Genomic DNA, 20,963 nt, shown 5'->3' on the forward strand with positions numbered 1-20,963 from the left:
TCAGATAGCTTGGCCTGGAAGATGCGCGCGATGGTGTCGGTGGAACCGCCCGGCGGAAATGGGATGATGAGGCGCACCGGCCGCTCGGGCCAGGCCCCTGCGCCGCCCCCCCTGGGCACGGAGCAGGGACGGCGCGGCGAGGCCGGCGGCCGTCACGGCCAGCAGGGTGCGACGATGCATGGGCGATCCTTGGCGCTTGTTGTGTTGCCAGCCTATGGAATTCCGCAGGAAAAGTGGAGGGCCGGCAATGCGGGCTCAAGCCTCGACCAGCTCGGCCATGGCGGTATCGGCCTGGAAGCCGGCCTCGATCTGCTGCGCCAGCGCCTCCGCCACCACGCCCCCGCCGCCGCGGAGCAGCAGGATGCCGAATTCCGGCAGCGGCGGCAGACCCTCCGCCGCACCGAGGCGCCTCAGCCCCGGCGGCAAGGGGCCGGGCGTGCTGATGGTGATGGCCAGACCCGCCAGGGCCGGCGCATGGGTCCCGGTCTGGGTCTGGCTGGTATAGGCAACCCGGAAGCGCCGCCCCTGGGCCTCCAGCGCCCGCAGCGCGGCGGAGCGCCAGCAGCAGCCCGGATGCGCCAGGGCCAGCGGCAGCGGGTCACGCCGGTGGATCGGCTGGGTGGCGCTGCCGACCCAGTGCAGCGGACCGCGCCAGAGCGTGGTCGCCTCCCCCGGCGACGGGTGGTAGTCGCCCTCGGTGATGAGGCTGAGATCGAGCTCGTCCCGGCGCAGGCGCTCGACCAGTTCCGTCGAGGCAGCGCAGGTCACCTGGACCTCCACCGCGGGATGGGTCTCGGCGAAGGCGGCCAGGATGCCGGGCAGCCAGCGCAGCGCATAGTCGTCCGGGGTGCCGAGCCGCACCGTGCCGGCCACGCCGGGCGCGTGGAAGCCGGCCAGGATCTCGTCATGCATGGCGAGGAAGGACCGCGCCCGCTCCAGCAGCCAGGCGCCATGCGGCGTCGGCGCCATGCCGCGAGGGCCGCGCTCCAGCAGGGGCTGGCCGAGCAATTCCTCCAGCCGGCGCATCTGCATGGAGACGGCGGATTGGGTGCGGCCGACGCGCTGAGCGGCGCGGGTGACGCTGCCGCCTTCGGCCACCAGGACGAAGGCGCGCAGCAGATCGGGGTCGAGGCCGGGCGGCAAGCCGGACATGGGCGGCACTCCTCGCCGCGGATTATCAAAAACCTTGATATAGACCGTCAATACAATTCGTTTTCCTTATCTTCTCCATCGCGGCAGGCTCCGGGACGAGAGGAGCACCTGACCATGGCGATCCCGGACATCCTGCATCCCCACAGCTTGCACCGCACCGGCTGGCCATACCTGGCCGTGCCGCGCCTTCCCTCACTGATCGCCATGCTGCGCGCCATCCAGACCCGGCGGCAATTGGCGCAGATGGACGACCGGATGCTGCGCGACATCGGCCTCAGCCGCACCGATGCCCTGGCGGAAGCCGGCCGCGCGCCTTGGGATCTCGGGCGCCGCTGCTGATCACTCCAGCTTGGCGTCGAGGGTGATCTCGGCGTTCAGCACGCGGGAGACGGGGCAGCCGGCCTTCGCCTCCCCGGCCAGGCGCTGGAACTCCTCCTCCTTGCAGCCGGGCACCCGGGCGCGGAGCGAGAGCGCCACCGCGGCGATCTTCCAGCCGCCCGGCTCCTGCTCCATGGAAAGCTTGGCCTCGGTCCTGAGGCTTTCCGGGGTATGGCCGGCGCCGGTGAGCTTGAAAGCCAGCGCCATGGTGAAACAGCCGGCATGGGCGGCGGCGATCAGCTCCTCCGGGTTGGTGCCCTGGCCATTCTCGAAGCGGGCGGAGAAGCCATAGGGCGTGTCGCGCAGGGTGCCGCTCTGGGTGCTCAGGCTGCCCTTGCCCTCCTTGCCGGTGCCCTGCCAAGCGGCGCTGCCGTTGCGGTGGATGGTGGCCATGCGATGCATCTCCCCGGTTGTGGCGCGGACCGGGCCTGCCCCTGCCCGCGCAGTTGAACGGGATCATCCCGTCATGGGTTGGGCGCGCTACTCCCCCGCCGGCACGCCCATGGATTGCCGGCGCAGCTCCGCCATCTCGGCGCGCAGCGTCGCCACCTCGGCCCGCAGCACCGCCAGTTCCTCGCCTACCGGGTCGCAGGGCGTGTCGCCCAGCCCATAGCCGGGCGAGGTGCCGGCCACCGGCCGCGCCGGCATGACCCGATGCTCCTGCGGCGGCCGTGCCGGGATGCCGACCACGGTGGCGCCCGGCGGCACCTCGGCCACCACCACCGCATTGGCGCCGATGCGGGCGCCATCGCCCACGCGGATCGGCCCCAGCACCTGCGCGCCGGCGCCGATCGCCACGCCATCGCCGATCGTCGGGTGCCGCTTGCCCGGGCTGCCGGACAGGCCGCCCAGCGTGACGCCGTGATAGATCAGCACGTCATCGCCGATCTCCGCCGTCTCCCCCACCACCACGCCCATGCCATGGTCGATGAAGAGCCGCCTGCCGATGCGGGCGCCGGGATGGATCTCGATGCCGGTGATGAAGCGGTTGGTATGGGAAACCATGCGCGCCAGGCCGCGCAGCCCGGCGCGGTAGAGCGCATGCGCCGGCCGGTGCAGCAGCACCGCCTGCAAGCCCGCATAGCAGGTGAAGGCTTCCAGCCAGCCTGGCCGTGCCGGGTCACGGGCGCGGACGGTGCGGGCGAGCTCGATCAGTTCCATCAGAGGCCCCTTGCATCTTGGTGAGCCGATTCCCGGATCACCTCACGCCAGCCAGGACGGCACCGGCAGGTTCCGCTCGCGCAGGAAGGCCGGATTGAACAGCTTGCTCTGATACCGCGCGCCGCCGTCGCAGAGCACCGTCACGATGGTATGGCCGGGTCCCATCTGGCGCGCGACGCGGATCGCCGCCGCCACATTGATCCCGGCCGAACCGCCGACCGAGAGGCCCTCGTGCAGTTGCAGGCCGAACACCTGTTCCAGCGCCTCCTCATCCGGGATCTGCACCGCGCCGTCGATCACGCCCCGCGCGACCTCCAGGTTGCCCGGCACGTTCGAGGCCTGGCCGATGCCCTCGGTAACGGAATTGCCCTCGGCCTTCATCTCCCCGGTACTGATCCAGGAATAGAGGCCGCTGCCCATCGGGTCGGCCAAAACGATGCGCACGCCGGGCCGCTTCGCCTTCAGCGCGCGCGCCACCCCCGCCAGCGTGCCGCCGGTGCCGCAGGAGCAGGTGAAGGCGTCCACCCTGCCGCCGGTCTGCGCCCAGATCTCCGGCCCCGTGGTCGCCTCATGCGCCGCGCCATTGGCCAGGTTGCCGAACTGGTTGGCCCAGATCACGCGCTCCCCCGCCGCCTGCATCTCCTCGGCGATGCGGCGGGAGAAATGCACGTAATGGCCAGGGTCGCGGTAGGGCTTGGCCGGGATCAGCCTGAGGTCCGCGCCGATCATGCGGAGGAAGTCGATCTTCTCGCGGCTCTGCGTCTCCGGCACCACGATGATGCTGCGGTAGCCGCGCGCATTGGCCGCGAGGGTCAGGCCGATACCGGTATTGCCGGCCGTGCCCTCCACCACCATGCCGGGCTCGCCCGGGATCAGTTGGCCACGCCGCTCGGCATCCTCGATGATGCCGAGCGCGGCGCGGTCCTTCACCGAACCGCCGGGATTCATGAATTCCGCCTTGCCCAGGATCTCGCAGCCCGTGGCCTCGCTGGCGCGGCGGAGGCGGATGAGCGGCGTATTGCCGACGGCGCCGGCGAAGCCGTCCACCACATGGGTCGAGGTTGGGGTTGGTTCGGCGTTCATGGGGCCTCCGCGCTCCTGGTGATCTGTTGGCGGGTCTGGTGGGTATTCAAGGGGCCAGGCAGCGATCCATGGCCTGACCCATGCATTCGAATGGATCCTTGCTGGCGAGGGTGCTTGACCAGCCTTGGCCCGCCATTAGAACACAAAGCGAACATGACCTCAGCCAATCCCCCCGATCAGGGTGCCGGCGATGCCGCCGGCCATCCCATGGACCGCCCCGCCCTGCTCGCCGCGTTGCGGGCGCGCGTTGCCCGTGGCGCCCACCTGCCCCCTACCCTGCCCTTATGCGCAGCGATCGACCAGGGGCTTCCCGGCGGCGGCCTGGCCCGCGCTGCGGCGCATGAGGTGCTGGCTGCCGATCCCGGTGCCGCCGCCGGCTTCTGCGCCATGCTCCTCGCCCGCGCCGCACGCCCACTGGAAGGGACGCCGCTCGGCGCGGTCGTGTGGATCGCGGCGGAGCCGGAGGCCTGGCCGCCCGGCCTGGCGCGGTTCGGCCTCTCGCCGGCGGATCTCGTGCTGGTGCGGGCGCCGCATCCGGACGATGGCCTCTGGGCCATGGAGGAAAGCCTGCGCTGCCCCGGCGTGGCCGGGGCGCTGCTGGTGCTGCCGGAACTCGACCTCACCGCCGCGCGGCGGCTGCAACTGGCGGCCGAGGCGGGAGGCGCCATCGGCCTGCTGCTGCGCCCGGACAGCGAGGCGGCGGGCGACTCGGCGGCACTGACCCGCTGGCGCGTCGGCGCGCTGGCCGGGGCCGGCACGCCGCTCGCCGCCGGCCGGACCCTTGCGGAGGGTGCGGCGCATGGCCTCGGCGACCCACGCTGGCAACTCGACCTGCTGCGCTGCCGTGGCGGGCGGCCGCAGAGCTGGCGGGTGGTCTGGAAACCCGCCGCCGAGCGGCTGGAGCTGGACCATGCGGAGGGGCTGGAGATGGACGCCGCGGAGCAACCGGGGACAGACTTCGTGGCCCTACCCGGCAGCGACCCTGCCGCCGAAACCACGCCCGGCCGCGCCAGGCGCCGCCGCACCCGCTTCCCACCCCGCCATGATGTCGACTGATCTGGCTGCCGATCCCCGGGCACCGGCCATGGCCATCCTTTATTTGCGAATCAGTCTCAATTGCAGTATCCTTGCCGCCCCGGCAGGAGACCCACCGATGGCGACACATGGACTCCCCACCTGGCCCTGGGCCGATACCCCGGCCGATGACCTGCCCCCGGCCGAGCGCCTGCTGCTGGAGGCCATGCGGCGCTGGGCCGCCGCCGCCCGGGCCGGCCACCCGCCTTTGCCGGCGCTGCGTCCGCCCCTCATCGCCGAGGACGCCGCCGTCGCCATCGCGCCGCTCGATGCCCTGCTGCATGGCCTCGCGGCCTGGCAGCCCCTGCCGCTCGGCTGCCCCCTCTGCCCCGATGTGGCGGCGGAGGAGGCGCAGTTGCTGCTGGGCTGCGCCCTGGTCCAGCGCGGCGCCCGGCGGGAGGGGCTGGCCCTGCTGCTGCGCTGGCTGCCGCCGGCCCAGGCCTATGCCGCCATGCCGGCCGCCATCCATCTGGGCGCAGCGCTGCGCCAGGCCGGGCTGCTGCTGCGCAACCCGCTGCGGCCACGGTGAGGCGGGCTCAGCCCAGCGTCAGCCCGCCATCCACCACGATGGTCTGGCCCGTCACCATGGCGGCGCCGGCCAGCAGGAAGACCATCACCTCGGCCAGGTCCTCCGTGGTGCAGCGGCGCTTCAGCAGGGCCTTGTCGATGCTGCCTGCCCGCTGCTCATTGGTCCATTCGATCTGCCAATTGCTGTCCACCGCGCCGGGCGCCACCGCATTCACCCGCACCTCCGGCGCCAGGCTGCGCGCCAGGTTCCTGGTAAGGCTGATGACCCCCGCCTTGGTCGCGCCATAGGCCATGGAACTCCCGGGCGAGTTCAGCCCGGCGATCGAGGCGGTATTCACCACCGCGCCCCGCGCCGCCCGCAGCGCCGGCGCCGCCGCCTTGGCGCAGCGGAAGACGCCGAGCAGGTTCACCTGCAGCACCGTCTCCCATAATTCCTCGGTGATGCGGTCAAGCGCCTGGGGCGGGATGCTGGTGCGGGTGCCGGGGGTGCCGGCATTATTGGCCAGGAAGTCCAGCCGGCCGAGATCGGCCACGGCCTTGCCCACCATCCGCTCGCAATCCTCCGCATCGCCGACATTGCCGGGGGCGCCGATGACATCGAAGCCGCGGTTGCGCAGCGCCGCCACCTGCTCCGGCCCGCGCGCATCATCGGCCAGGTGGTTGATCGCCACCCGGCAGCCATTCTCCGCCAGCATGGTGACGGTGGCGAGGCCGATGCCGGAGGCGCCGCCGGTCACCAGCGCCGCCTTGCCCTTGAGGTCGTAACGGATCATTCGCTTCGCTCCAGCCCTGCCATGGTGCCGATCTCCCGCAATGCCTGCTTCAGCGCGATCAGGCGGCGGTCGCGCGCCTCGAACAGCGCCTCGGGCGACTTGCCGCTCCAGTCGTAATAGCCGGCGCCGGAGAGCACGCCGGTGCGGCCGGCCTTCACCAGTCGGTCCAGCGTCTCGCTATGCCCGCGCACCGACGGCGGCGTGTAGCCCTTGTTCGCCAGGATGGCGCGGGAGAGTTCGAGGCCGGTGAAATCCGCCTTGGCCAGCACGCCGAGGATGGGCAGGCGCAGCGCCAGGCCATGGACGATGGCGGCATCGATCTCCTCCGGCGTCGCCACGCCGTCATCCAGCAATTGCTGCACCTCCAGGCCGATCGCCGCCTGGATGCGGTTGGCGACATAGCCGGGGACGAATTTCTTCATGACGATCGGCTGCTTGCCCATCGCCACCATCATGTCGCGCACCGTCGCCAGCGCGGCGGGGTCGCATTCCGGCCCGGCGACGAGATCCACCAGGTCCACCAGATAGGGCGGCGTGTACCAATGCGCGATCAGCGCGCGGCGCTGCCGCGCGGCCGGCACCAGCGGGAAGACATCCAGCCCGCTGGTATTGCTGGCGAGGATCGCATCGGGCGGCGCCAGCCGGTCCAGTTCCGCAAACAGCGTGCGCTTGGCCTCCGGCGTCTCGATGATCGCCTCGACGATCACCTCGGCGCCATCCACCGTCTCGGCCAAGGTTTCGTGGCGCGTCACCGCCTGGGAGAGATGTGCCGAGGTCCAGTCCGGCGGCGCCTCGCCGCCTGCCACCAGGGTGGCCAGCGCCTTCTCCATCAGCCCCTGCGCCTTGGCCAAGGTCGCCGGGTTGCTGTCGGTGAGGCGCACCTGATGGCCGCCGAGCGCGAAGACCAGCGCGATGGCATGGCCCATCGTGCCGGCGCCGACAACCGCGATCCGTGCCATGACTCAGCCTTCCTCCGTCGGGGTCCAGGGTTCCGGGGCGCGGCAGTCGATATCGGTGACGACATCGACCACCACGGTCTCATGCGCGGCAATGGCCTCCTGCAAGGCGGCGGCCAGGTCCTGCGGCCGCTCCACGCGGATGCCCTTGAGGCCGAAGCCGCGGGCCATCTCGGCGAAATCGGTGGGGCCGAAGCGCAGCACCTGCTCCGCCGCCCGCGGCCGGTTGCCGGCCTGCTTCAGGTAATTGGGCCAGCCCTGGCCGAAGCCGGAATTGTTGTTCACCACCAGGGTCACGGCGATGCCGCGGCGCCGTGCCGTCTCCAACTCCGGCAGGTGGTAGTAGAGCGCGCCATCGCCGGACCAGCACACCACCTTGCGGTCCGGTGCCGCGCATTTCGCGCCGAGCGAGGCCGGGAAGGCCCAGCCGAGCGAGCCGGCGGCGCGGAGATAGGTCTGGCCGGCGCCGTTGAGGTCGATCAGCGTGCCGGTCCAGATGCCGGAATAGCCGGTATCGGCCACCAATATGCCGTCCTCCGGCAAGGCCCGCGTGATCTCGGCGCAGAGCCGCGCCGGGTCGATCGCCACGGCATCGCTGGCGAGGCGGGGCGCCACCGCGGCGCGCCATTCCGCCATCTGCCCCGCCGCCCAGGCGAGGAAGCCGCCATCCCGCGCCGGCCGCCCGAGCACCGCCAGCAGCGCCGCCAGCGTGGCTTTGGGGTCGCCGAGAAGGCAGCATTCGGCGGCATAGCTGCGGTGGAATTCCAGCGGATCGGCATCGAGTTGCACCACGCGGGTGCCGGGCCGTGGCACGCGCCAGGTATGCGTCACCTGGTCGCCGGTATCGCAGCCGATGAAAAAGACCAGCTCCGCCGCATGCACCACCCGGTTGGTCGGCGGCGCCGAGTAATTGCCGACCACGCCGACATGCAATGGATGCTGCGTCGGCACCAGGCCGCGGGCGCCGAGCGAGGTGGCGATGGGGGCGGAGAGCGCCTCAGCCAGCGCCAGGACCTCCGCGCCGCAGCCGGACAGCGCGGCGCCATCGCCGGCCACGATCACCACCTTGCCAGCCGAGAGCAGCGCCGCGGCGGCAGCCTCGATGGAAGCAGCATCGGCCACCGGCCGGTGCGGTGGCGTGCGCCAGTCGCCGAGCGCGGCCAGCGGCGCATCGGTCTGGCTGGTTTCGACGAACTCGCCCATCAGCCCATCGAGGTCGAGATGCACGGGCCGCGACGGCGTGGCGATGGCGGCCGCCCAGGCCTGACGGAAGACCCGCGGCAATTCGGCGGCGAGGTCAAGCTCGGCCGCGAATTTCGTCACCGGCGCGAAAAGCGGCGCATGCGGCAATTCCTGATAGGCGTTGCGGTGCTGGTGCGCGCTGGGCTTGTGCCCGGTCAGCGCCAGCACCGGGCTGCGGCCGAGATAGGCGTCCTGCAAGCCGGCCGCGAGATTGGCCGCTCCCACCGATTGCGCCGCCACCACGCCGGGGCGGCCGGCGATGCGGCCATAGGCATCGGCCATATAGGTCGCCGCCTTCTCGGTATGCGCCAGCACCGGCTGCACGCCGAGGCGCTCCATCTCCAGCAGGGTGCGGCGCAGCACCGCATCCACGAAGAAGAAATGCGTCTGGCCGGAGGCGTGCAGGCTGCGCGCCAACCATTCCGCGCCATTCATGGTCATCCCTCCCGAAAGCCAGGGTGGGCAGGCTTGTGCAGCGGGGCGCCGCGGTCAAGCCTGCAACGGATCGGCACCGTTGATCTCCAGCGCCTCCAGCACGCGGGAGACGCAATTATAGCTCGCGATGGTGACGGTCAGCTCCACCACCTCGCGCTCCGGCAGCGCCGCCTTCACCGCGGCGAAGACCTCCGCCGGCACATGCACATGCCGGGTCATGGCGTCGCAGAGTGCCAGCGCGGCGCGTTCCGTGGCATCGAAACCCGCGCTGGCCTGCCAGTCCGGCAGCGCATCGAGCTGCGCCTGGGTCAGCCCTTCCTCGAGCCCGATCGGCGCATGCGCGGCCCATTCGTATTGCGCGCCATTGATGGCGGCGACCTGGCAGATCACCAGTTCGCGCAGCTTTCCGGAAAGCCTGGTCTCCCGCCGCACCGCGTCCCAGAAGCGGATCCAGCCGACCGCGATGGGCGGGCTGTGCAGCAGCATCCGGTGCAGATGGCCGAGCTTCTTCCGGCTCGCCACCACCTGCGCCGCGGCCTCGCGCCGCTCCGGGTCCTCGGGGTTGGAATAGGGGAGCCGTGCCATGCTTGCGCTTCCTTCCCTTGCCTGATGCTCGTGCCGGGCGATACTGCCGCCGGAATGGGAGGAACCCAATGGCCGATCTCGTCATCCTGCCAGGTCGCGGCGCCGGCCTGCACTACGCCAATATCGAGGATCCCGCCGATATCTGGACCTGGATCGAGGCGCCCCAAGGGACGCAGCAGGACCCGGTGCCGCCAGGCGGCATCCCCTACCGCTTCCTCGCCTCGCTCGGCGATGTACGGACACCCGCGCCCTTCCTCTACACGGTGGAGCTGGACATCGCGGAGGAGAACCTGCCGGCGGTCTTCGAGTGGTATGAGAAGGAGCACCTGCCGATGCTCACCTCCTGCCCGGGCTGCCGCGGCGGCACCCGCTACCAGCGGCTGGATGGCGGCGCGCCCAACCTGCTCGCCGCCTATCGCTTCGACCGGCCGGAGGTGAACCAGACCCCGGAATGGGAAGCGGCGCGCAGCACCGAATGGACCATCCGCATGCGCGACCATTTCCGCAGTTCGCGCCGCTACATGCGGAAATTGCTCGGCTAAATGCGCAGGGCCCGATAGCCTCCCCTGGATGCCCGCGACAACAAGCGGGCCGCAAGGGAGAGGAGACGGCACCAATGGACGTGAAGGTATTGCTGGCGGTCTGCGCGGCGTTGTGGCTGGGCGCCGCCGAAAGGGCCGTGGCGCAGGTCCAGGTCATCATCCCCTTCCCCACCGGGGGGCGCCACCGACATCATCGGCCGCCTCATCCAGCCGACACTGGCCGAGGAGCTTGGCACCGGTGTGGTGATCCGCAATGTCGGTGGCGCCACCGGCACGATCGGCGCGGCCGAGGTGGCGCGGGCCAAGCCGGACGGCACGATGCTGATGCTCACCTCGATGGCGCCCGTGGTGGTGCAGCCGAGCTTCCGGCCGAGCATTCCCTACCGCACGGACAGCTTCGCCCCGGTATGCCTGGTCGCCGATGCGCCGGCGGTGCTGATGACGACGCGTAATTCCGGCCTGCGGAGCGTGGCGGATGTGGTGGCGCGAGCCCGGGCGGCGCCGGGCCAGGTGCCCTTCGCCTCCGGCGGTGTCGGCGGCATGGGCCATATCGCCATGACCGGCCTGATCCGCGCGACCGGCATCGAGATGAACCACATCCCCTTCCGCGGCTCCGGCGACGCCATCATCGCGCTGCAATCCGGCACCGTGCTGATGCTGGCCGCCGAGGCCAACCTGGTGAAGCAGTACGAGTTGCACGCGATCGGCGCCTTCGCCGAGCAGCGCCTGCCGGAATCCCCCGACATGCCAACCATGCGCGAACAGGGCCACGACCTGGTCTTCGCGCTCTGGACCGGCCTCTATGCCCCGGCCAATACGCCGGAGCCGGTCCTGGCACGGCTGGAGGGCGCCTGCGAACGCACGCTGCGCGCGCCCGCCATCGGTGAGGGCATGGCACGGCTCGGGCATCCCATCCGCTATCTCGGACGACGCGAGTTCACCGAGTTCACGCGCGCCGAGGCAGCGAAATACCACGAGGTGATCGAGGCCGCCGGCATGCGTCAGGCGGATTGACGGCGGCGCAGCAGGTAGCGGTGGCGGCCATCCATGACCAGCACGCCGCGCTGGTTGTGGATGGTGCTGCGCAGGCCCAGGATTCCGGTGCTGCGTTGCGGGGTGAGCTCATCCACCTCCAGCAGCGGATAGAGCGTATCGCCCAGCACCACCGGATGCAGGAAGCGGCTGGACTGCTCGATGAAGCCCTTCAGCGAATCCTCCACCATATGCGGGAACAGGCCGGCACCGGCGCAGGTCTGGATCGCCACCTGGAAGCCATGCGCCAGCATGCCCGGCAACCCGCGGGCACGGCAGTATTCCGCATCGTAATGCACCGGATGGTTGTCGCCGGAGGCGGCCTGGAAGGCGGCGAAGAGGCCGCTGGTCATGGTCCGGCTGGGCAGCGGGAAACGCTCGCCCAGCACGAAATCCTCGAACCAGCGCTGCTGCTCCACCAGCCGGTGCGCGCGCGGATCGAAGCTCATGCCCCGGCACCATAGGCAGCGCGGGCCGCGGCCGGCGTGACATAGCCGAGCGCGACATCGCGGGCCAGCGCCGCGGGGTCGCGCGCCTCGGGCGGGCCGAAGCCGCCGCCGCCGGAGGTCTCCAGCCGCACCCTGTCACCCCGCACCAGGGGCACGTTGTCGGCCTTCGGCTGCAATGCCACTTCCTGCCCCTCCCGCGTCAGGATCAGCCGGCCGAGCGAGGCGGGCTGGCCGCCGGCCAGGCCGTAGGGCGGATGCACGAAGCGGTCCATATTGGCGGTGAAGAAGCAGCGTTCGCTGTCCACCCGCCATTCCCGGAACAGGCCGAGCCCGCCGCGCCTTGCGCCCGGGCCGCCGCTGTCGGGCAGCAGCCCGTAGCGGGTAATGGTGAGCGGCATCTGGCTCTCGATCATCTCGATCGGGATGTTGGAGTTGTTGTGCATGCCGCTGGCGAAGGCGCTGACGCCATCCTTCGCCGGATGCCCACCGCTGCCGCCGATCTCGATCTCCACCAGCACCTCGCGGCTGGCATCGGCGGCGACGGTCTGGAAGGTGCAGACATAGGAATTGCCATAATAGGCGGCGGGAATGCGGTCCGGCACAACCTGGTGCAGCGCGCCGAACATGGCGTTCAGCAGCCGGTGCGTGACGGCGACGCGATGCACCACCGGCGCCGGATGCCGCGCATTCACCACCAGCCCTTCCGGCGCGATGGTGCGCACCGGGCGGTAGCAGCCGGCATTGGCGGCGATGGGCTCGTCCCCAGGGGACATGGACGCGCACATCACTGCGAACATCACCGCGGAATTGCTGCTGGCGAGCGTCGCATTGGTCGGTCCCTGCACCTGCGGCGAGCAGCCGGAGAGATCGACCGTGATCTCCTCCTCCGCCACCGTCAGCCGCACCTGCAACCGGATCGGCTGGCCGAGGTCGATGCCGTCGTCATCGAGGAAATCGGTGAATTCATAGGTGCCGTCCGGCATGCGGCCGATGGCGGCGCGCATCGCCGCCTCGCTCATGTCGAGGATGCGCGCGCCCGCCTCGATCATGCCCGCCGCGCCATAGCGGGTGGCAAGGCGGCGCAGCGCGGCGGCGCCCACCTCCAGGCTGGCGATCTGGCTTTGCAGGTCGCCCAGCAGCAGGTCGGGCTTGCGGACATTCTGGCGGATCATCGCCCAGACGCCCTCGTTGCGGATGCCGCGCTCGATCAGCTTCACCGGGGGAATGCGCAGCCCCTCCTGGAAGATCTCGATCGCCTTGGCGGCATAGCTGCCCGCGGCCAGCCCGCCGACATCGATATGGTGGCAGAGCGTGCCGACGAATGCGATGCGCCGCCCCTCATGGAAGACCGGCTTGAAGGCGGTGATGTCCGGCAGGTGCTGGCCGCCGCAATAGGGGTCGTTGGTGATGACCACGTCATCCGGCCCCCAGGAATCGGGGTCCACCCACCTGTCCAGCAGCTCGCGCAGCAGGTGCGACATGCTGTTGAGGTGCCCCGGGATGCGGGCGGATTGCGCCAGGTTGTTGCCTTCCGCATCGAAGACGGCGGTGGAATAGTCCAGCAATTCTCGCACGATGGTGCTGCGGCTGGTGCGCCAGACCGTCACGTCCATCTCCGCCGCAGCGGCGGTCAGCGCGTTGCGGATGACCTCGATCTCGATGGGGCCGAGCATGCGGGCGCTCCTCAAACCCGCCGGGCGATCAGCGCGCCGGCGGGGCCGGGCACGGCGGACCAGCCGGCGGTGATGGCATGGGTGGCGAAGGGTTCCTCGACGATGGCGGGGCCGATGACGACATCCCCGGGCCGCAGCGCATCGCGGTCCCAGACCGGCAGGTCGCGCCAGGCGCCGGCCTCGAAGACGCGGCGGGTGCCCTTGCGGGCGGGGCGCGCGGCCGGGGCGGCTTCGGCGGCATCCGGCTTCGGCAGCCGGCCGATGGCGGTGACGCGCAAGGTCACGATCTCCACCGCCTCGTTCCTGTCGGAATAGCTGAAGCGCTGCTGGTGCATCTCGTGGAACCGCGCCCGCAGCATCTCCAGCGCGGCCGCATCCGGCACCGCCACCTCGCCCCAGGGCACCAGCAGCTCGAAGGCCTGGCCGTGGTAGCGCATGTCGGCGGCGAGTTCGAGCACCCGGCGCGCCGGCGCCACGCCGTCCCGCGCCAGCCGCGCCTCCGCCTCCTCCCGCAATTCCGCCGCCAGCGCGGCGATGGCGGGAAGGTTGCCGGGCTCGGCGCGCAGCAGGCGGGACCGGGCGAGGTCCTGCACCAGGTCGCTGTAGAGGATGCCATAGGCGGAAAGCGTGCCGGGCTCGCGCGGGAAGATCACCTCGGTGATGCCCATCTCGGCCGCGACCTCCGTGGCATGCAGCCCGCCGGCGCCGCCGAAGGAGAGCAGCGCGAAATCCCGCGGATCGAACCCCTTCTCGAACAGCGAAAGCCGCACCGCCGCGCCGAGATTCGCATTGGTGACGGTGAGGATGCCCTGCGCCGCCTGCTCCACCGAAAGCCCGAGCGGCGTGCCGACCCGCTCCGCAATGGCCGCCCGCGTCGCCGCCATGTCGAGCTTCATCGCGCCGCCCAGGAAGTATTCCGGGTCGAGCCGGCCGAGGGCGAGATTGGCATCCGTCACGGTAGGTTCCGTGCCGCCGCGGCCATAGGCCACCGGCCCTGGCCGCGCCCCGGCGCTGCGCGGGCCGACGACCAGCCGGCCACCGCCCTCGACACTGGCGATGGAGCCGCCGCCGGCGCCGATGGTGCGCATCTCCACCATCGGCAGACGCACCGGCAGGCGGTCGATCTCGCCCTGGGTCACGACGCTGACCCTGCCCGCCTGCACCACCGAGACATCGAAGCTGGTGCCGCCCATGTCCACGGCCACCAGGTTCGGCCGCGACAGCAGCTCCGCGATGCGCCCGGCCGCCAGCGCCCCGCCGGAGGGGCCGGAAAGCAGCAGCCGCGCCGGCTGTTCCGCCGCCGTCGCCAGGCTGCAAACGCCGCCATTCGACTGCACCAGGAAGACCAGCGGCTGGAACCCGCCCTCCCCCAGCCGTTGCTCCAGCCGGTCCAGATAGGCTTTCACCACCGGCGCCAGCAGCGCGTTCAGCACGGTGGTGCTGGCGCGCTCGTATTCGCGGATCTCCGGGCTGATCTCGCTGGAGAGCGAGACCGGCAGGTCCGGCCGCGCCGCCCGGATCAGCGCGCGCAGCCGCTGCTCATGCGCCGGGTTGACGTAGCTGTGCAGCAGGCAGACCGCCACCGCCTCCGCCCCCAGCGCCTCCAGCCGCGCCAGCAGGCCGGGGATCGCCGCCTCATCGAGCGGTGTTTCCACGCTGCCATCGGCGCGCATGCGTTCCGGCACGCCGAGGCGGCAATCGCGCGGCACCAGCACCGGGAAGGGATCGGGCGCGAGAACATAGAGTTCGCGCCGGACATGCCGGGTGATCTCCAGCACATCCTCGAAGCCGGCGGTGGTCAGCAGCGCGCCGCGCGCCAGGCGGCGCTCCAGCACCGCATTGGTGGCAATGGTGGTGCCATGCAGCAGCAGCCCCACCTCGGCGAGCGCGAAGCCGAAGCGCTCCGCTGCCTCCCGCACGCCCGCCATCAAGCCGATGGAGGGGTCCTCCGGCGTGGTCGGTGTCTTCCAGGCCCAGACGGCGCCGCTCCGCGCATCCAGGATCTGGAGGTCGGTGAAGGTGCCGCCGATATCGACGGCGATGCGGAGCGGGCGGGAATCCTGGGATGCGGTCACGGCCATTCTCTCGGGTTCATTCTCAGCCCATCATGCGCGGCAGCCAGAGCGCGATCTCCGGCCAGATCATCAGCAGCACCACGGCCAGCAGATAGGCGCCAAGGAAGGGCAGCACGCCGGCGAAGACATCGGTGATCGGCCCCGGCCGCGGCCGCATGCCCTGCAGCACATACATCACCGTGCCGTCCGGCGGGCTGATCTGCGCGATCTCCACCAGCATCGTCACCATCACGCCGAACCAGATCGGATCATAGCCCAGCGCGGTGACGACCGGGAACACCACCGGGACGGTGGTGATGATCATGGAGAACCCCTCCATGAAGGTGCCGAGCGCGAGGTAGAGCGCCAGGATGCAGGCCATGATCGCCCAGGGCGGCAGCGGCAGCCCGGCCATGAAGCCGGCCAGGGCCTGCGGCACGTTGATGGTGGTGAGCAGGTAGTTCAGCAGATAGGCGCCAAGGATAATGAGGCCGAGCAGCGCCGTGTTGCGCGCCGTGGCCTCGGCGCTGGCATTCAGCAGGCGGAGGCTGAGCTTGCCCTCCAGCGCCGCAAAGGCGGCCGCGCCCACCACGCCGAGCGCCGCCGCCTCGGTCGGCGTGGCATAGCCGGCATAGATCGAGCCGAGCACCAGGAACATCAGCAGCAGCGTCGGGATCAGGTCCAGCAATGCGCGCAACCGCAGCCCGAGCGGCAGCGGCTCCGGCCGCGGCAGCGGATGCGCCAGCCCGTGCCCGAGGATGACCAGGATGAACAATCCGGTGACCAGGATGCTCGGCAGCATCGCGGCAATATAGAGGGCGCCGACCGAGGTTTCGGTGATCAGCCCATAGATGATGAAGGTGATGCCCGGCGGGATGAGGTTGCCCAGCGCACCCCCCGCCGCCAGCGAGCCCAGCACCATGCGCTGGCTGTAGCGCGTGCCGGTGAAATAGGGCAGCGCCACCGATCCCATGGTCGCCGCCGTCGCCACCGAACTGCCGGAGATCGCCGAGAAGACCGCGCAGGAGGCGATATTGGTGTGCAGCAAGCCCCCCCCGGCAGCCGGTTCAGCCAGACATTCAGCGCCCGGTAGAGTCGGTCCGAAAGGCCGGCGCGCAGCAGGATCTCGCCCATCAGCAGGAACAGCGGCACCGCCACCAGCACGAAATTGCTGGAGGGCCCCCAGAGCGTCTGCCCCGCGAAGGCCCACCAGGGCCGGTCCGAGAAGGTCAGGCCGATCAGGATGCCGAGCACCCCCAGCACCGCCGCGATATAGACCCCGGCGCCGAAGAAGACGATGAAGACGCCGCTCAGCGCCAGGATCTCCACGACCGGCACCGCCTGGCCGCCGGTGGCCGCGGCGAATATGGCGACGCCCAGCAGCACCAGAAGGAAGGCCACCGCGATCATCGGGCGTCGCCCTGCCGCGCCATCTCCACCGCCTCCAGCGCCTCCGCCGTCTCGTCCTCGATGGTGCGGGAGCCGAGCAGCCGGTCCAGCTCCGCCGCACGGCCGAGCAGCAGCGACAGCAGGCTTTCCAGCGCCAGCACCAGGATCATCACGCAGAAGGCGATGATGCCAAAGAGCCAGATGCCCTGCGGGATCACCAGCGCCACGCGCAATGCGCTGTTGTCATGCGCGTCGAACAGGACGCTCTCCTCCACCAGCGCCCAGGCCGCCCAGGCGCAGAAACCCGCGAAGCCGCCGAGCAGCAGCAGCGAGAGCAGGTGCAGCCAGGCGCGCAGCGCCAGCGGCAACCGGCCCAGCCAGACATCCACCCGGATATGTGCCCGCCGCGCCAGGGTATGCGCCAGGCCCCAGGCGATGCCGCCGGCCAGCATGTAGCCGGTGATCTCCACCGTCGCGGCGGAGGAGACGCCGAAGGCGCTGCGGCCGATGACATCCGCGGTGATGAACAGTGCGCAGGCGATGTAATTCCAACCGGCGACGTAGGCCATGCCGGTGGCCAGGGCGGCGACACCGGCGCGAAGCCCCCGCGCCGCGCGCAGGATGGCGGGCGGCGCGGTGCCGCTCACCCGCCGAAGCGCACGCCGACCAGCGGCGCGATCACCTGGTTGAAGGTCTCGCCGCAGCGGGCGCCGCAGCGGCGGACGAAGCCGGGCAGCACGGTCTTCTCCAGGATCTCGCGCAGCGCGGCACGATCGGCGTCGGTGGCGGGCACCTCGGTCATCGGCCGGGCGGCCAGGCTGTGGATGCGGCAGTCGGCGGCGCGGCCGATGGCGCAGTCGATGCCGTCGCGCGTGGCGGCATCGCCCAATTCCCACAGCTTGTCCGACATCTCCCGGAAGGTGCCCTCCAGGAAGCTCCGCACCTGCGGGTCCAGCCGGTTCCACCAGCTGATGTTCACCATGTAGCCGGCCAGCGCCCAGGCGACGGGTAGGTTCGAGATATGCGTCGTCACCTCCGGCCAGCGGGCGGCGACGCCGCTGCCGGTGCCGGTGATGGCGCAATCCACCACGCCGCGCTCCAGCGCGGAATAGACCTCGGGGAAGCCGATCGAGACGGGCTGTGCGCCGAGCGCCCCGACCATGTCCACCAGCGAATTGCCGAAGGTGCGGATCTTGCGGCCGCGCAGGTCGGCCAGGCTGGTGAAGCCCTGGCGGCAGAAGACCACCTGCGCCGGGAAGGGATAGATGATGACCAGCCGCGCGCCGAACCGCTCCAGGTCGCGGTTCACCACCGGCATCATCGCCTCGGCGATCTTCCGCGCCACGTCGATGCCGGGCGCCAGGCCGGCGAGGTCGACGCCATCCAGGATCGGCACATCGCCGGAGAGGGTGGTGAGGGTGGCGGCGCCGATATCGGCCTGGCCGGAGCGCACCAGGCGCACCAGTTCGGTGCCGCCGAGGTTGCGCTCGGCATGCGAGGCAAGCGTGGTCTCGATCCTCCCGCCGGTCCGCTGCGCCATCATCTCCCGGAGATAGGGGATGTCCACGCGGGTATATTGCGGCTGCGAGGGCAGCGGCTGCGTCACCGCGACCATGCTCACCTTCGGCCCGGCCGGCAGGCTGGCCGGCATCTGCGCCAGGGCGGGCGCCGCCAGCATGGTTCCCAGGGCCGCCGCGGCCATGCCGCGCAGCAGGTGACGGAGCATCGAAGCCTCCTTCCTTTGCCGGCAGGGGTTCGCGCCCCACCGCCCGTTGCGGCGCAGAATGACACGGGCGCGGCGCGCTGCCAGTCCCCCAATTGCGCCTGCCGGGCAGCAACTGCATGCCGATGCGGCGGCATCGGCCCAAGGCATGGGTAGCCGGGCCGGGGTTCCGCCCGGCGCCGCAGGTGCTAGCCTGCCTCCGACGCCCCGAAGGAGCACCCATGCGGTTCCCCCCGCCGAAGCCTGCCGGTCCTGGCCGCGCTGCTGCCCGCAGCGGCGCGCGCCCAGGCCGGACCCTATCCGAACCGTCCGGTCCGGCTGATCGTGCCCTTCCCTCCCGGTGGCGGCGTGGACCTCACCGCACGGTTGCTGGCCGAGCCGCTGGCACGCGACATCGGCCAGCCGGTGGTGATCGAGAACCGCGGCGGCGCCGGCGGCGTGATCGGCGTCGAGGCCATGGCACGCAGCCCGGCGGATGGCTATACGCTCAGCCTCACCGGTGCCGGCACCGTCACCGCCGGGCCGCATCTCCGCCGCCTGCCCTATGATCCCGCGGCGCTGCGCCATGTCACGCGGCTGGTGCGGATGCCCTTCATCATCGCCGTCCGCAACGACCTGCCGGCCGCCACCCTGGCGGAGTTCATGGCGCTGGGACGACGGCAGGAGATCCGCTGGGCCTCGGGCGGCATCGGCACCAGCCAGCATCTGGCCGGCGAACTGTTCAAGCAGATGTCCGGCCTCAGCATGGTGCATGTGCCCTATCGCGGCACCGGCCCGGCGCTGAACGACCTCGCCGCCCGCATCGTGGATGCCTATTTCGGCGACCCGGCGACGCTCGGCCTGATCCAGAACGGCCAGGCCCGCGCCATCGCCGTCACCTCGCCCGAGCGCTGGCGGCTGCTGCCCGAGACCGCGGCGGCCGCGGAAGCCGTGCCGGGCTACCAGGCGGAGAACTGGTACGGCCTGGCCGCGCCGCCGGCCACGCCGGAGGAGGTGGTGCAATTCCTCTCGGCGCATATCCGCAAGGTGATGGCGGAGCCCGAGGTGGCCAGGCGCTTCGAGGATGCCGGGCTGCAGCCGGCGACGCTCGGCCTCGGCGAATACAACGACTACCTGCGCCATGATTCGGAGACCTGGGGCCGGGTCGTGCGCACGGGCAACATTCGGGTGGACAGCGATTGAGCAAGGCACGTCTGGCCGTCGATATCGGCGGCACCTTCACCGACCTCGTTCTGGAAACCCCGGAACGGAGCTTTTCCAGCAAGCTGCTGACCACGCCGGAGGCGCCGGAACGCGCGGTGCTGGAGGGCGCGCGCGCCATCCTGGCCCAGGCCGGCTGCGCACCGGGCGAAGTCGGGCTGGTGGTGCATGGCACCACGCTGGCGACCAATGCGCTGATCGAGCGCAAGGGCGCCCGCACCGCGCTGGTCACCACCGAGGGCTTCCGCGATTCCGTCGAGATCGCCTGGGAGCACCGCTTCGAGCAATACGACATCCACATGGAACGGCCGGAGCCGCTGGTGCCGCGCAACCTGCGCCTCGGCGTGCCGGAGCGGGTGGCGGCGGATGGCGCGGTGCTGCTGCCACTGGACGAGGCCGCGCTGCGCCGCATCGCCGCCGAATTGCGCGCCGCCGGCGTGCAGTCGGTCGCCGTCTGCTTCCTGCACAGCTTCACCAACGAGGCGCATGAGCGGCGCGCCGGCACGATCCTGGCCGAGGAACTGCCGGGGGTGGCGCTCTCCCTCTCCTGCGAGGTGGCGCCGGAGATCCGCGAGTATGAGCGGGCCTCCACGACCATCGCCAATGCCTATGTGCTGCCGCTGATGGGCCGCTATCTCGGCGCGCTGGAAGCGGGGCTGCGGGAGCTTGGCATCGGTGCGCCGCTGCTGCTGATGATGTCCTCGGGCGGCGTCACCACGGTGGAGACGGCGCGGCGCCTGCCGGTGCGCCTGGTGGAGAGCGGCCCGGCCGGCGGCGCCATCCTGGCGCAATACATCGCGGCCGAGAACGACCTCCGCCGCGCCGTCGCCTTCGACATGGGCGGCACCACGGCAAAGCTCACCCTGCTCGATGAGCTGGAACTGCAACGCTCCCGCCAATTCGAGGTGGCGCGCGCCTATCGCTTCATCCAGGGCAGCGGGTTGCCGGTGCGCATCCCGGTGATCGAGCTGGTGGAGATCGGCGCCGGTGGCGGTTCCATCGCGCGGGTGGATGCGCTGGGCCGCATCCAGGTGGGGCCGGACAGCGCCGGCAGCGTGCCCGGCCCGGCCTGCTATGGCCGCGGCGGCACCGAGCCCACGGTGACGGATGCCGATGCCATGCTCGGCCGGCTCGATCCCGGGCGCTTCGCCGGCGGCACGATTCCGCTTCATGCGGACCGCGCCGCAGCGGCGCTGCAAAGCGTGGCCGGGCCGCTCGGCCTGGACGCGGCGGGGGCGGCGGCCGGCATCGCCGAGATCGTGGACGAGACCATGGCCAGCGCCGCCCGCGTGCATGCGGTGGAGAATGGCAAGGATACCGCTGACCGCACCCTGATCGCCTTCGGCGGCGCGGCGCCGCTGCATGCGGCGCGGCTGGCGCGGAAGCTCGGCATGCGGCGGGTGGTGGTGCCGGTGGGCGCCGGCGTCGGCTCCGCATATGGCTTCCTGCGCGCGCCGATCGGCTTCGAGGTGGTGCGCACCCGGCACCTCCGCATGGATGCCTTCGACCCCGCACCGCTCAATGCCCTGCTGGC

The 20,963-nt window shown here is 71.1% G+C and carries 21 protein-coding genes and 2 pseudogenes (1 of these 23 cut by a window edge); 7 read left to right on the forward strand and 16 right to left on the reverse strand.

Annotated features, from left to right (window positions below; genetic code table 11):
• Window positions 1-77: the 5' end (the start) of a tripartite tricarboxylate transporter substrate binding protein gene (locus tag KSF81_RS18945; protein WP_309139612.1), read on the reverse strand. It extends 802 nt beyond the left edge of the window; only the first 77 of its 879 coding nucleotides appear in the window; the start codon lies at window positions 75-77; its stop codon lies beyond the left edge, outside the window.
• Between the two features lie 178 nt (window positions 78-255).
• Window positions 256-1,152 carry a LysR substrate-binding domain-containing protein gene (locus tag KSF81_RS18950; RefSeq protein ID WP_217380289.1) on the reverse strand — a complete coding sequence of 299 codons (897 nt, stop codon included), beginning with the start codon at window positions 1,150-1,152 and terminating at the stop codon, window positions 256-258.
• 114 nt (window positions 1,153-1,266) lie between these two features.
• On the opposite strand from KSF81_RS18950, the gene KSF81_RS18955 reads away from it, so the two are divergent.
• On the forward strand, window positions 1,267-1,491 hold the full coding sequence (locus KSF81_RS18955; protein WP_217380290.1) for a DUF1127 domain-containing protein: 225 nt from the start codon (window positions 1,267-1,269) through the stop codon (window positions 1,489-1,491).
• Here KSF81_RS18955 and KSF81_RS18960 read toward each other — a convergent pair whose 3' ends face one another.
• The 3 genes from KSF81_RS18960 to KSF81_RS18970 all read right to left on the reverse strand — a co-directional run bounded on the left by KSF81_RS18960 (window position 1,492) and on the right by KSF81_RS18970 (window position 3,774).
• Window positions 1,492-1,923, reverse strand: coding sequence for an OsmC family protein (locus tag KSF81_RS18960; RefSeq protein WP_217380291.1), 432 nt, complete (start codon window positions 1,921-1,923; stop codon window positions 1,492-1,494). It lies immediately after the preceding gene.
• 87 nt (window positions 1,924-2,010) lie between these two features.
• The gene (gene cysE, locus KSF81_RS18965) at window positions 2,011-2,691 is read right to left on the reverse strand and encodes a serine O-acetyltransferase (RefSeq protein ID WP_217380292.1); all 681 of its coding nucleotides are present in this window, start codon (window positions 2,689-2,691) and stop codon (window positions 2,011-2,013) included.
• Between the two features lie 42 nt (window positions 2,692-2,733).
• A complete protein-coding gene (locus KSF81_RS18970; RefSeq protein ID WP_217380293.1) occupies window positions 2,734-3,774 on the reverse strand; it encodes a cysteine synthase A in 1,041 nt (346 codons plus the stop codon).
• Window positions 3,775-3,927: 153 nt separating this feature from the next.
• Here KSF81_RS18970 and KSF81_RS18975 point away from each other — a divergent pair, with 153 nt between their 5' ends.
• Window positions 3,928-4,830, forward strand: a complete 903-nt coding sequence (locus KSF81_RS18975; protein WP_217380294.1) for an ImuA family protein — start codon at window positions 3,928-3,930, stop codon at window positions 4,828-4,830.
• 97 nt (window positions 4,831-4,927) lie between these two features.
• A complete protein-coding gene (locus tag KSF81_RS18980; RefSeq protein ID WP_217380295.1) occupies window positions 4,928-5,377 on the forward strand; it encodes a hypothetical protein in 450 nt (149 codons plus the stop codon).
• 7 nt (window positions 5,378-5,384) lie between these two features.
• On the opposite strand, the gene KSF81_RS18985 is transcribed toward KSF81_RS18980, so the two are convergent.
• The 4 genes from KSF81_RS18985 to KSF81_RS19000 are packed head-to-tail and all read right to left on the reverse strand — an operon-like array spanning window position 5,385 to window position 9,367.
• Window positions 5,385-6,149, reverse strand: a complete 765-nt coding sequence (locus KSF81_RS18985) for an SDR family NAD(P)-dependent oxidoreductase (protein WP_217380296.1) — start codon at window positions 6,147-6,149, stop codon at window positions 5,385-5,387.
• Window positions 6,146-7,108, reverse strand: a complete 963-nt coding sequence (locus KSF81_RS18990; RefSeq protein ID WP_217380297.1) for a 3-hydroxyacyl-CoA dehydrogenase family protein — start codon at window positions 7,106-7,108, stop codon at window positions 6,146-6,148. The genes KSF81_RS18985 and KSF81_RS18990 overlap by 4 nt, the downstream gene beginning before the upstream one ends.
• Window positions 7,109-7,111: 3 nt before the next feature.
• Entirely contained in the window at window positions 7,112-8,782 is a 1,671-nt protein-coding gene (locus KSF81_RS18995) for a thiamine pyrophosphate-binding protein (RefSeq protein WP_217380298.1), read from the reverse strand.
• A 54-nt stretch (window positions 8,783-8,836) separates the two neighbouring features.
• A complete protein-coding gene (locus KSF81_RS19000) occupies window positions 8,837-9,367 on the reverse strand; it encodes a carboxymuconolactone decarboxylase family protein (RefSeq protein ID WP_217380299.1) in 531 nt (176 codons plus the stop codon).
• Window positions 9,368-9,435: 68 nt separating this feature from the next.
• Here KSF81_RS19000 and KSF81_RS19005 point away from each other — a divergent pair, with 68 nt between their 5' ends.
• Together KSF81_RS19005 and KSF81_RS19010 are read left to right on the forward strand one after the other, a co-directional pair.
• Window positions 9,436-9,909: a DUF4286 family protein gene (locus KSF81_RS19005; protein ID WP_217380300.1), complete on the forward strand. Its 474-nt coding sequence runs from the start codon at window positions 9,436-9,438 to the stop codon at window positions 9,907-9,909.
• 204 nt (window positions 9,910-10,113) lie between these two features.
• Window positions 10,114-10,923, forward strand: coding sequence for a tripartite tricarboxylate transporter substrate binding protein (locus KSF81_RS19010; RefSeq protein ID WP_309139734.1), 810 nt, complete (start codon window positions 10,114-10,116; stop codon window positions 10,921-10,923).
• On the opposite strand, the gene KSF81_RS19015 is transcribed toward KSF81_RS19010, so the two are convergent.
• From KSF81_RS19015 to KSF81_RS19040, 7 genes and pseudogenes are all read right to left on the reverse strand, one after another.
• Complete coding sequence (locus KSF81_RS19015; protein ID WP_217380301.1) at window positions 10,911-11,390, reverse strand: MaoC family dehydratase; 480 nt, start codon at window positions 11,388-11,390, stop codon at window positions 10,911-10,913. The genes KSF81_RS19010 and KSF81_RS19015 overlap by 13 nt on opposite strands.
• On the reverse strand, window positions 11,387-13,063 hold the full coding sequence (locus KSF81_RS19020; RefSeq protein WP_217380302.1) for a hydantoinase B/oxoprolinase family protein: 1,677 nt from the start codon (window positions 13,061-13,063) through the stop codon (window positions 11,387-11,389). Before KSF81_RS19020 ends, KSF81_RS19015 begins: the two co-directional genes overlap by 4 nt.
• A gap of 11 nt (window positions 13,064-13,074) precedes the next feature.
• Complete coding sequence (locus tag KSF81_RS19025; RefSeq protein WP_309139613.1) at window positions 13,075-15,138, reverse strand: hydantoinase/oxoprolinase family protein; 2,064 nt, start codon at window positions 15,136-15,138, stop codon at window positions 13,075-13,077.
• 22 nt (window positions 15,139-15,160) lie between these two features.
• Complete coding sequence (locus tag KSF81_RS19030; protein WP_375293336.1) at window positions 15,161-16,108, reverse strand: TRAP transporter large permease subunit; 948 nt, start codon at window positions 16,106-16,108, stop codon at window positions 15,161-15,163.
• A gap of 65 nt (window positions 16,109-16,173) precedes the next feature.
• Window positions 16,174-16,527, reverse strand: a pseudogene (locus KSF81_RS30020) (TRAP transporter large permease subunit); the annotation flags it as partial.
• The gene (locus KSF81_RS19035; RefSeq protein ID WP_217380305.1) at window positions 16,524-17,153 is read right to left on the reverse strand and encodes a TRAP transporter small permease subunit; all 630 of its coding nucleotides are present in this window, start codon (window positions 17,151-17,153) and stop codon (window positions 16,524-16,526) included. The gene KSF81_RS19035 and the pseudogene KSF81_RS30020, both read right to left, overlap by 4 nt.
• Window positions 17,150-18,232: a TRAP transporter substrate-binding protein gene (locus KSF81_RS19040; protein WP_217380306.1), complete on the reverse strand. Its 1,083-nt coding sequence runs from the start codon at window positions 18,230-18,232 to the stop codon at window positions 17,150-17,152. Before KSF81_RS19040 ends, KSF81_RS19035 begins: the two co-directional genes overlap by 4 nt.
• 321 nt (window positions 18,233-18,553) lie before the next feature.
• Between KSF81_RS19040 and KSF81_RS19045 the strand changes: the two genes are divergently transcribed.
• Window positions 18,554-19,411, forward strand: a complete 858-nt coding sequence (locus KSF81_RS19045) for a tripartite tricarboxylate transporter substrate binding protein (protein ID WP_217380307.1) — start codon at window positions 18,554-18,556, stop codon at window positions 19,409-19,411.
• Window positions 19,408-20,826 (forward strand): annotated as a pseudogene (locus KSF81_RS19050) (hydantoinase/oxoprolinase family protein); the annotation flags it as partial. The gene KSF81_RS19045 and the pseudogene KSF81_RS19050, both read left to right, overlap by 4 nt.
• Window positions 20,827-20,963 lie beyond the last annotated feature (137 nt).

The sequence above is a fragment of the Siccirubricoccus sp. G192 genome (assembly GCF_019084075.1).
Lineage (GTDB): Bacteria > Pseudomonadota > Alphaproteobacteria > Acetobacterales > Acetobacteraceae > G192.

What these genes read in the sequence shown, in the direction of transcription:
- KSF81_RS18950 (WP_217380289.1), bottom strand. Translation starts at nt 1,152, where the DNA reads ATGTCCGGCTTGCCGCCCGGCCTCGACCCCGATCTGCTGCGCGCCTTC.
- KSF81_RS18955 (WP_217380290.1), top strand. Translation starts at nt 1,267, where the DNA reads ATGGCGATCCCGGACATCCTGCATCCCCACAGCTTGCACCGCACCGGC.
- KSF81_RS18960 (WP_217380291.1), bottom strand. Translation starts at nt 1,923, where the DNA reads ATGGCCACCATCCACCGCAACGGCAGCGCCGCTTGGCAGGGCACCGGC.
- cysE (WP_217380292.1), bottom strand. Translation starts at nt 2,691, where the DNA reads ATGGAACTGATCGAGCTCGCCCGCACCGTCCGCGCCCGTGACCCGGCA.
- KSF81_RS18970 (WP_217380293.1), bottom strand. Translation starts at nt 3,774, where the DNA reads ATGAACGCCGAACCAACCCCAACCTCGACCCATGTGGTGGACGGCTTC.
- KSF81_RS18975 (WP_217380294.1), top strand. Translation starts at nt 3,928, where the DNA reads ATGACCTCAGCCAATCCCCCCGATCAGGGTGCCGGCGATGCCGCCGGC.
- KSF81_RS18980 (WP_217380295.1), top strand. Translation starts at nt 4,928, where the DNA reads ATGGCGACACATGGACTCCCCACCTGGCCCTGGGCCGATACCCCGGCC.
- KSF81_RS18985 (WP_217380296.1), bottom strand. Translation starts at nt 6,149, where the DNA reads ATGATCCGTTACGACCTCAAGGGCAAGGCGGCGCTGGTGACCGGCGGC.
- KSF81_RS18990 (WP_217380297.1), bottom strand. Translation starts at nt 7,108, where the DNA reads ATGGCACGGATCGCGGTTGTCGGCGCCGGCACGATGGGCCATGCCATC.
- KSF81_RS18995 (WP_217380298.1), bottom strand. Translation starts at nt 8,782, where the DNA reads ATGAATGGCGCGGAATGGTTGGCGCGCAGCCTGCACGCCTCCGGCCAG.
- KSF81_RS19000 (WP_217380299.1), bottom strand. Translation starts at nt 9,367, where the DNA reads ATGGCACGGCTCCCCTATTCCAACCCCGAGGACCCGGAGCGGCGCGAG.
- KSF81_RS19005 (WP_217380300.1), top strand. Translation starts at nt 9,436, where the DNA reads ATGGCCGATCTCGTCATCCTGCCAGGTCGCGGCGCCGGCCTGCACTAC.
- KSF81_RS19015 (WP_217380301.1), bottom strand. Translation starts at nt 11,390, where the DNA reads ATGAGCTTCGATCCGCGCGCGCACCGGCTGGTGGAGCAGCAGCGCTGG.
- KSF81_RS19020 (WP_217380302.1), bottom strand. Translation starts at nt 13,063, where the DNA reads ATGCTCGGCCCCATCGAGATCGAGGTCATCCGCAACGCGCTGACCGCC.
- KSF81_RS19040 (WP_217380306.1), bottom strand. Translation starts at nt 18,232, where the DNA reads ATGCTCCGTCACCTGCTGCGCGGCATGGCCGCGGCGGCCCTGGGAACC.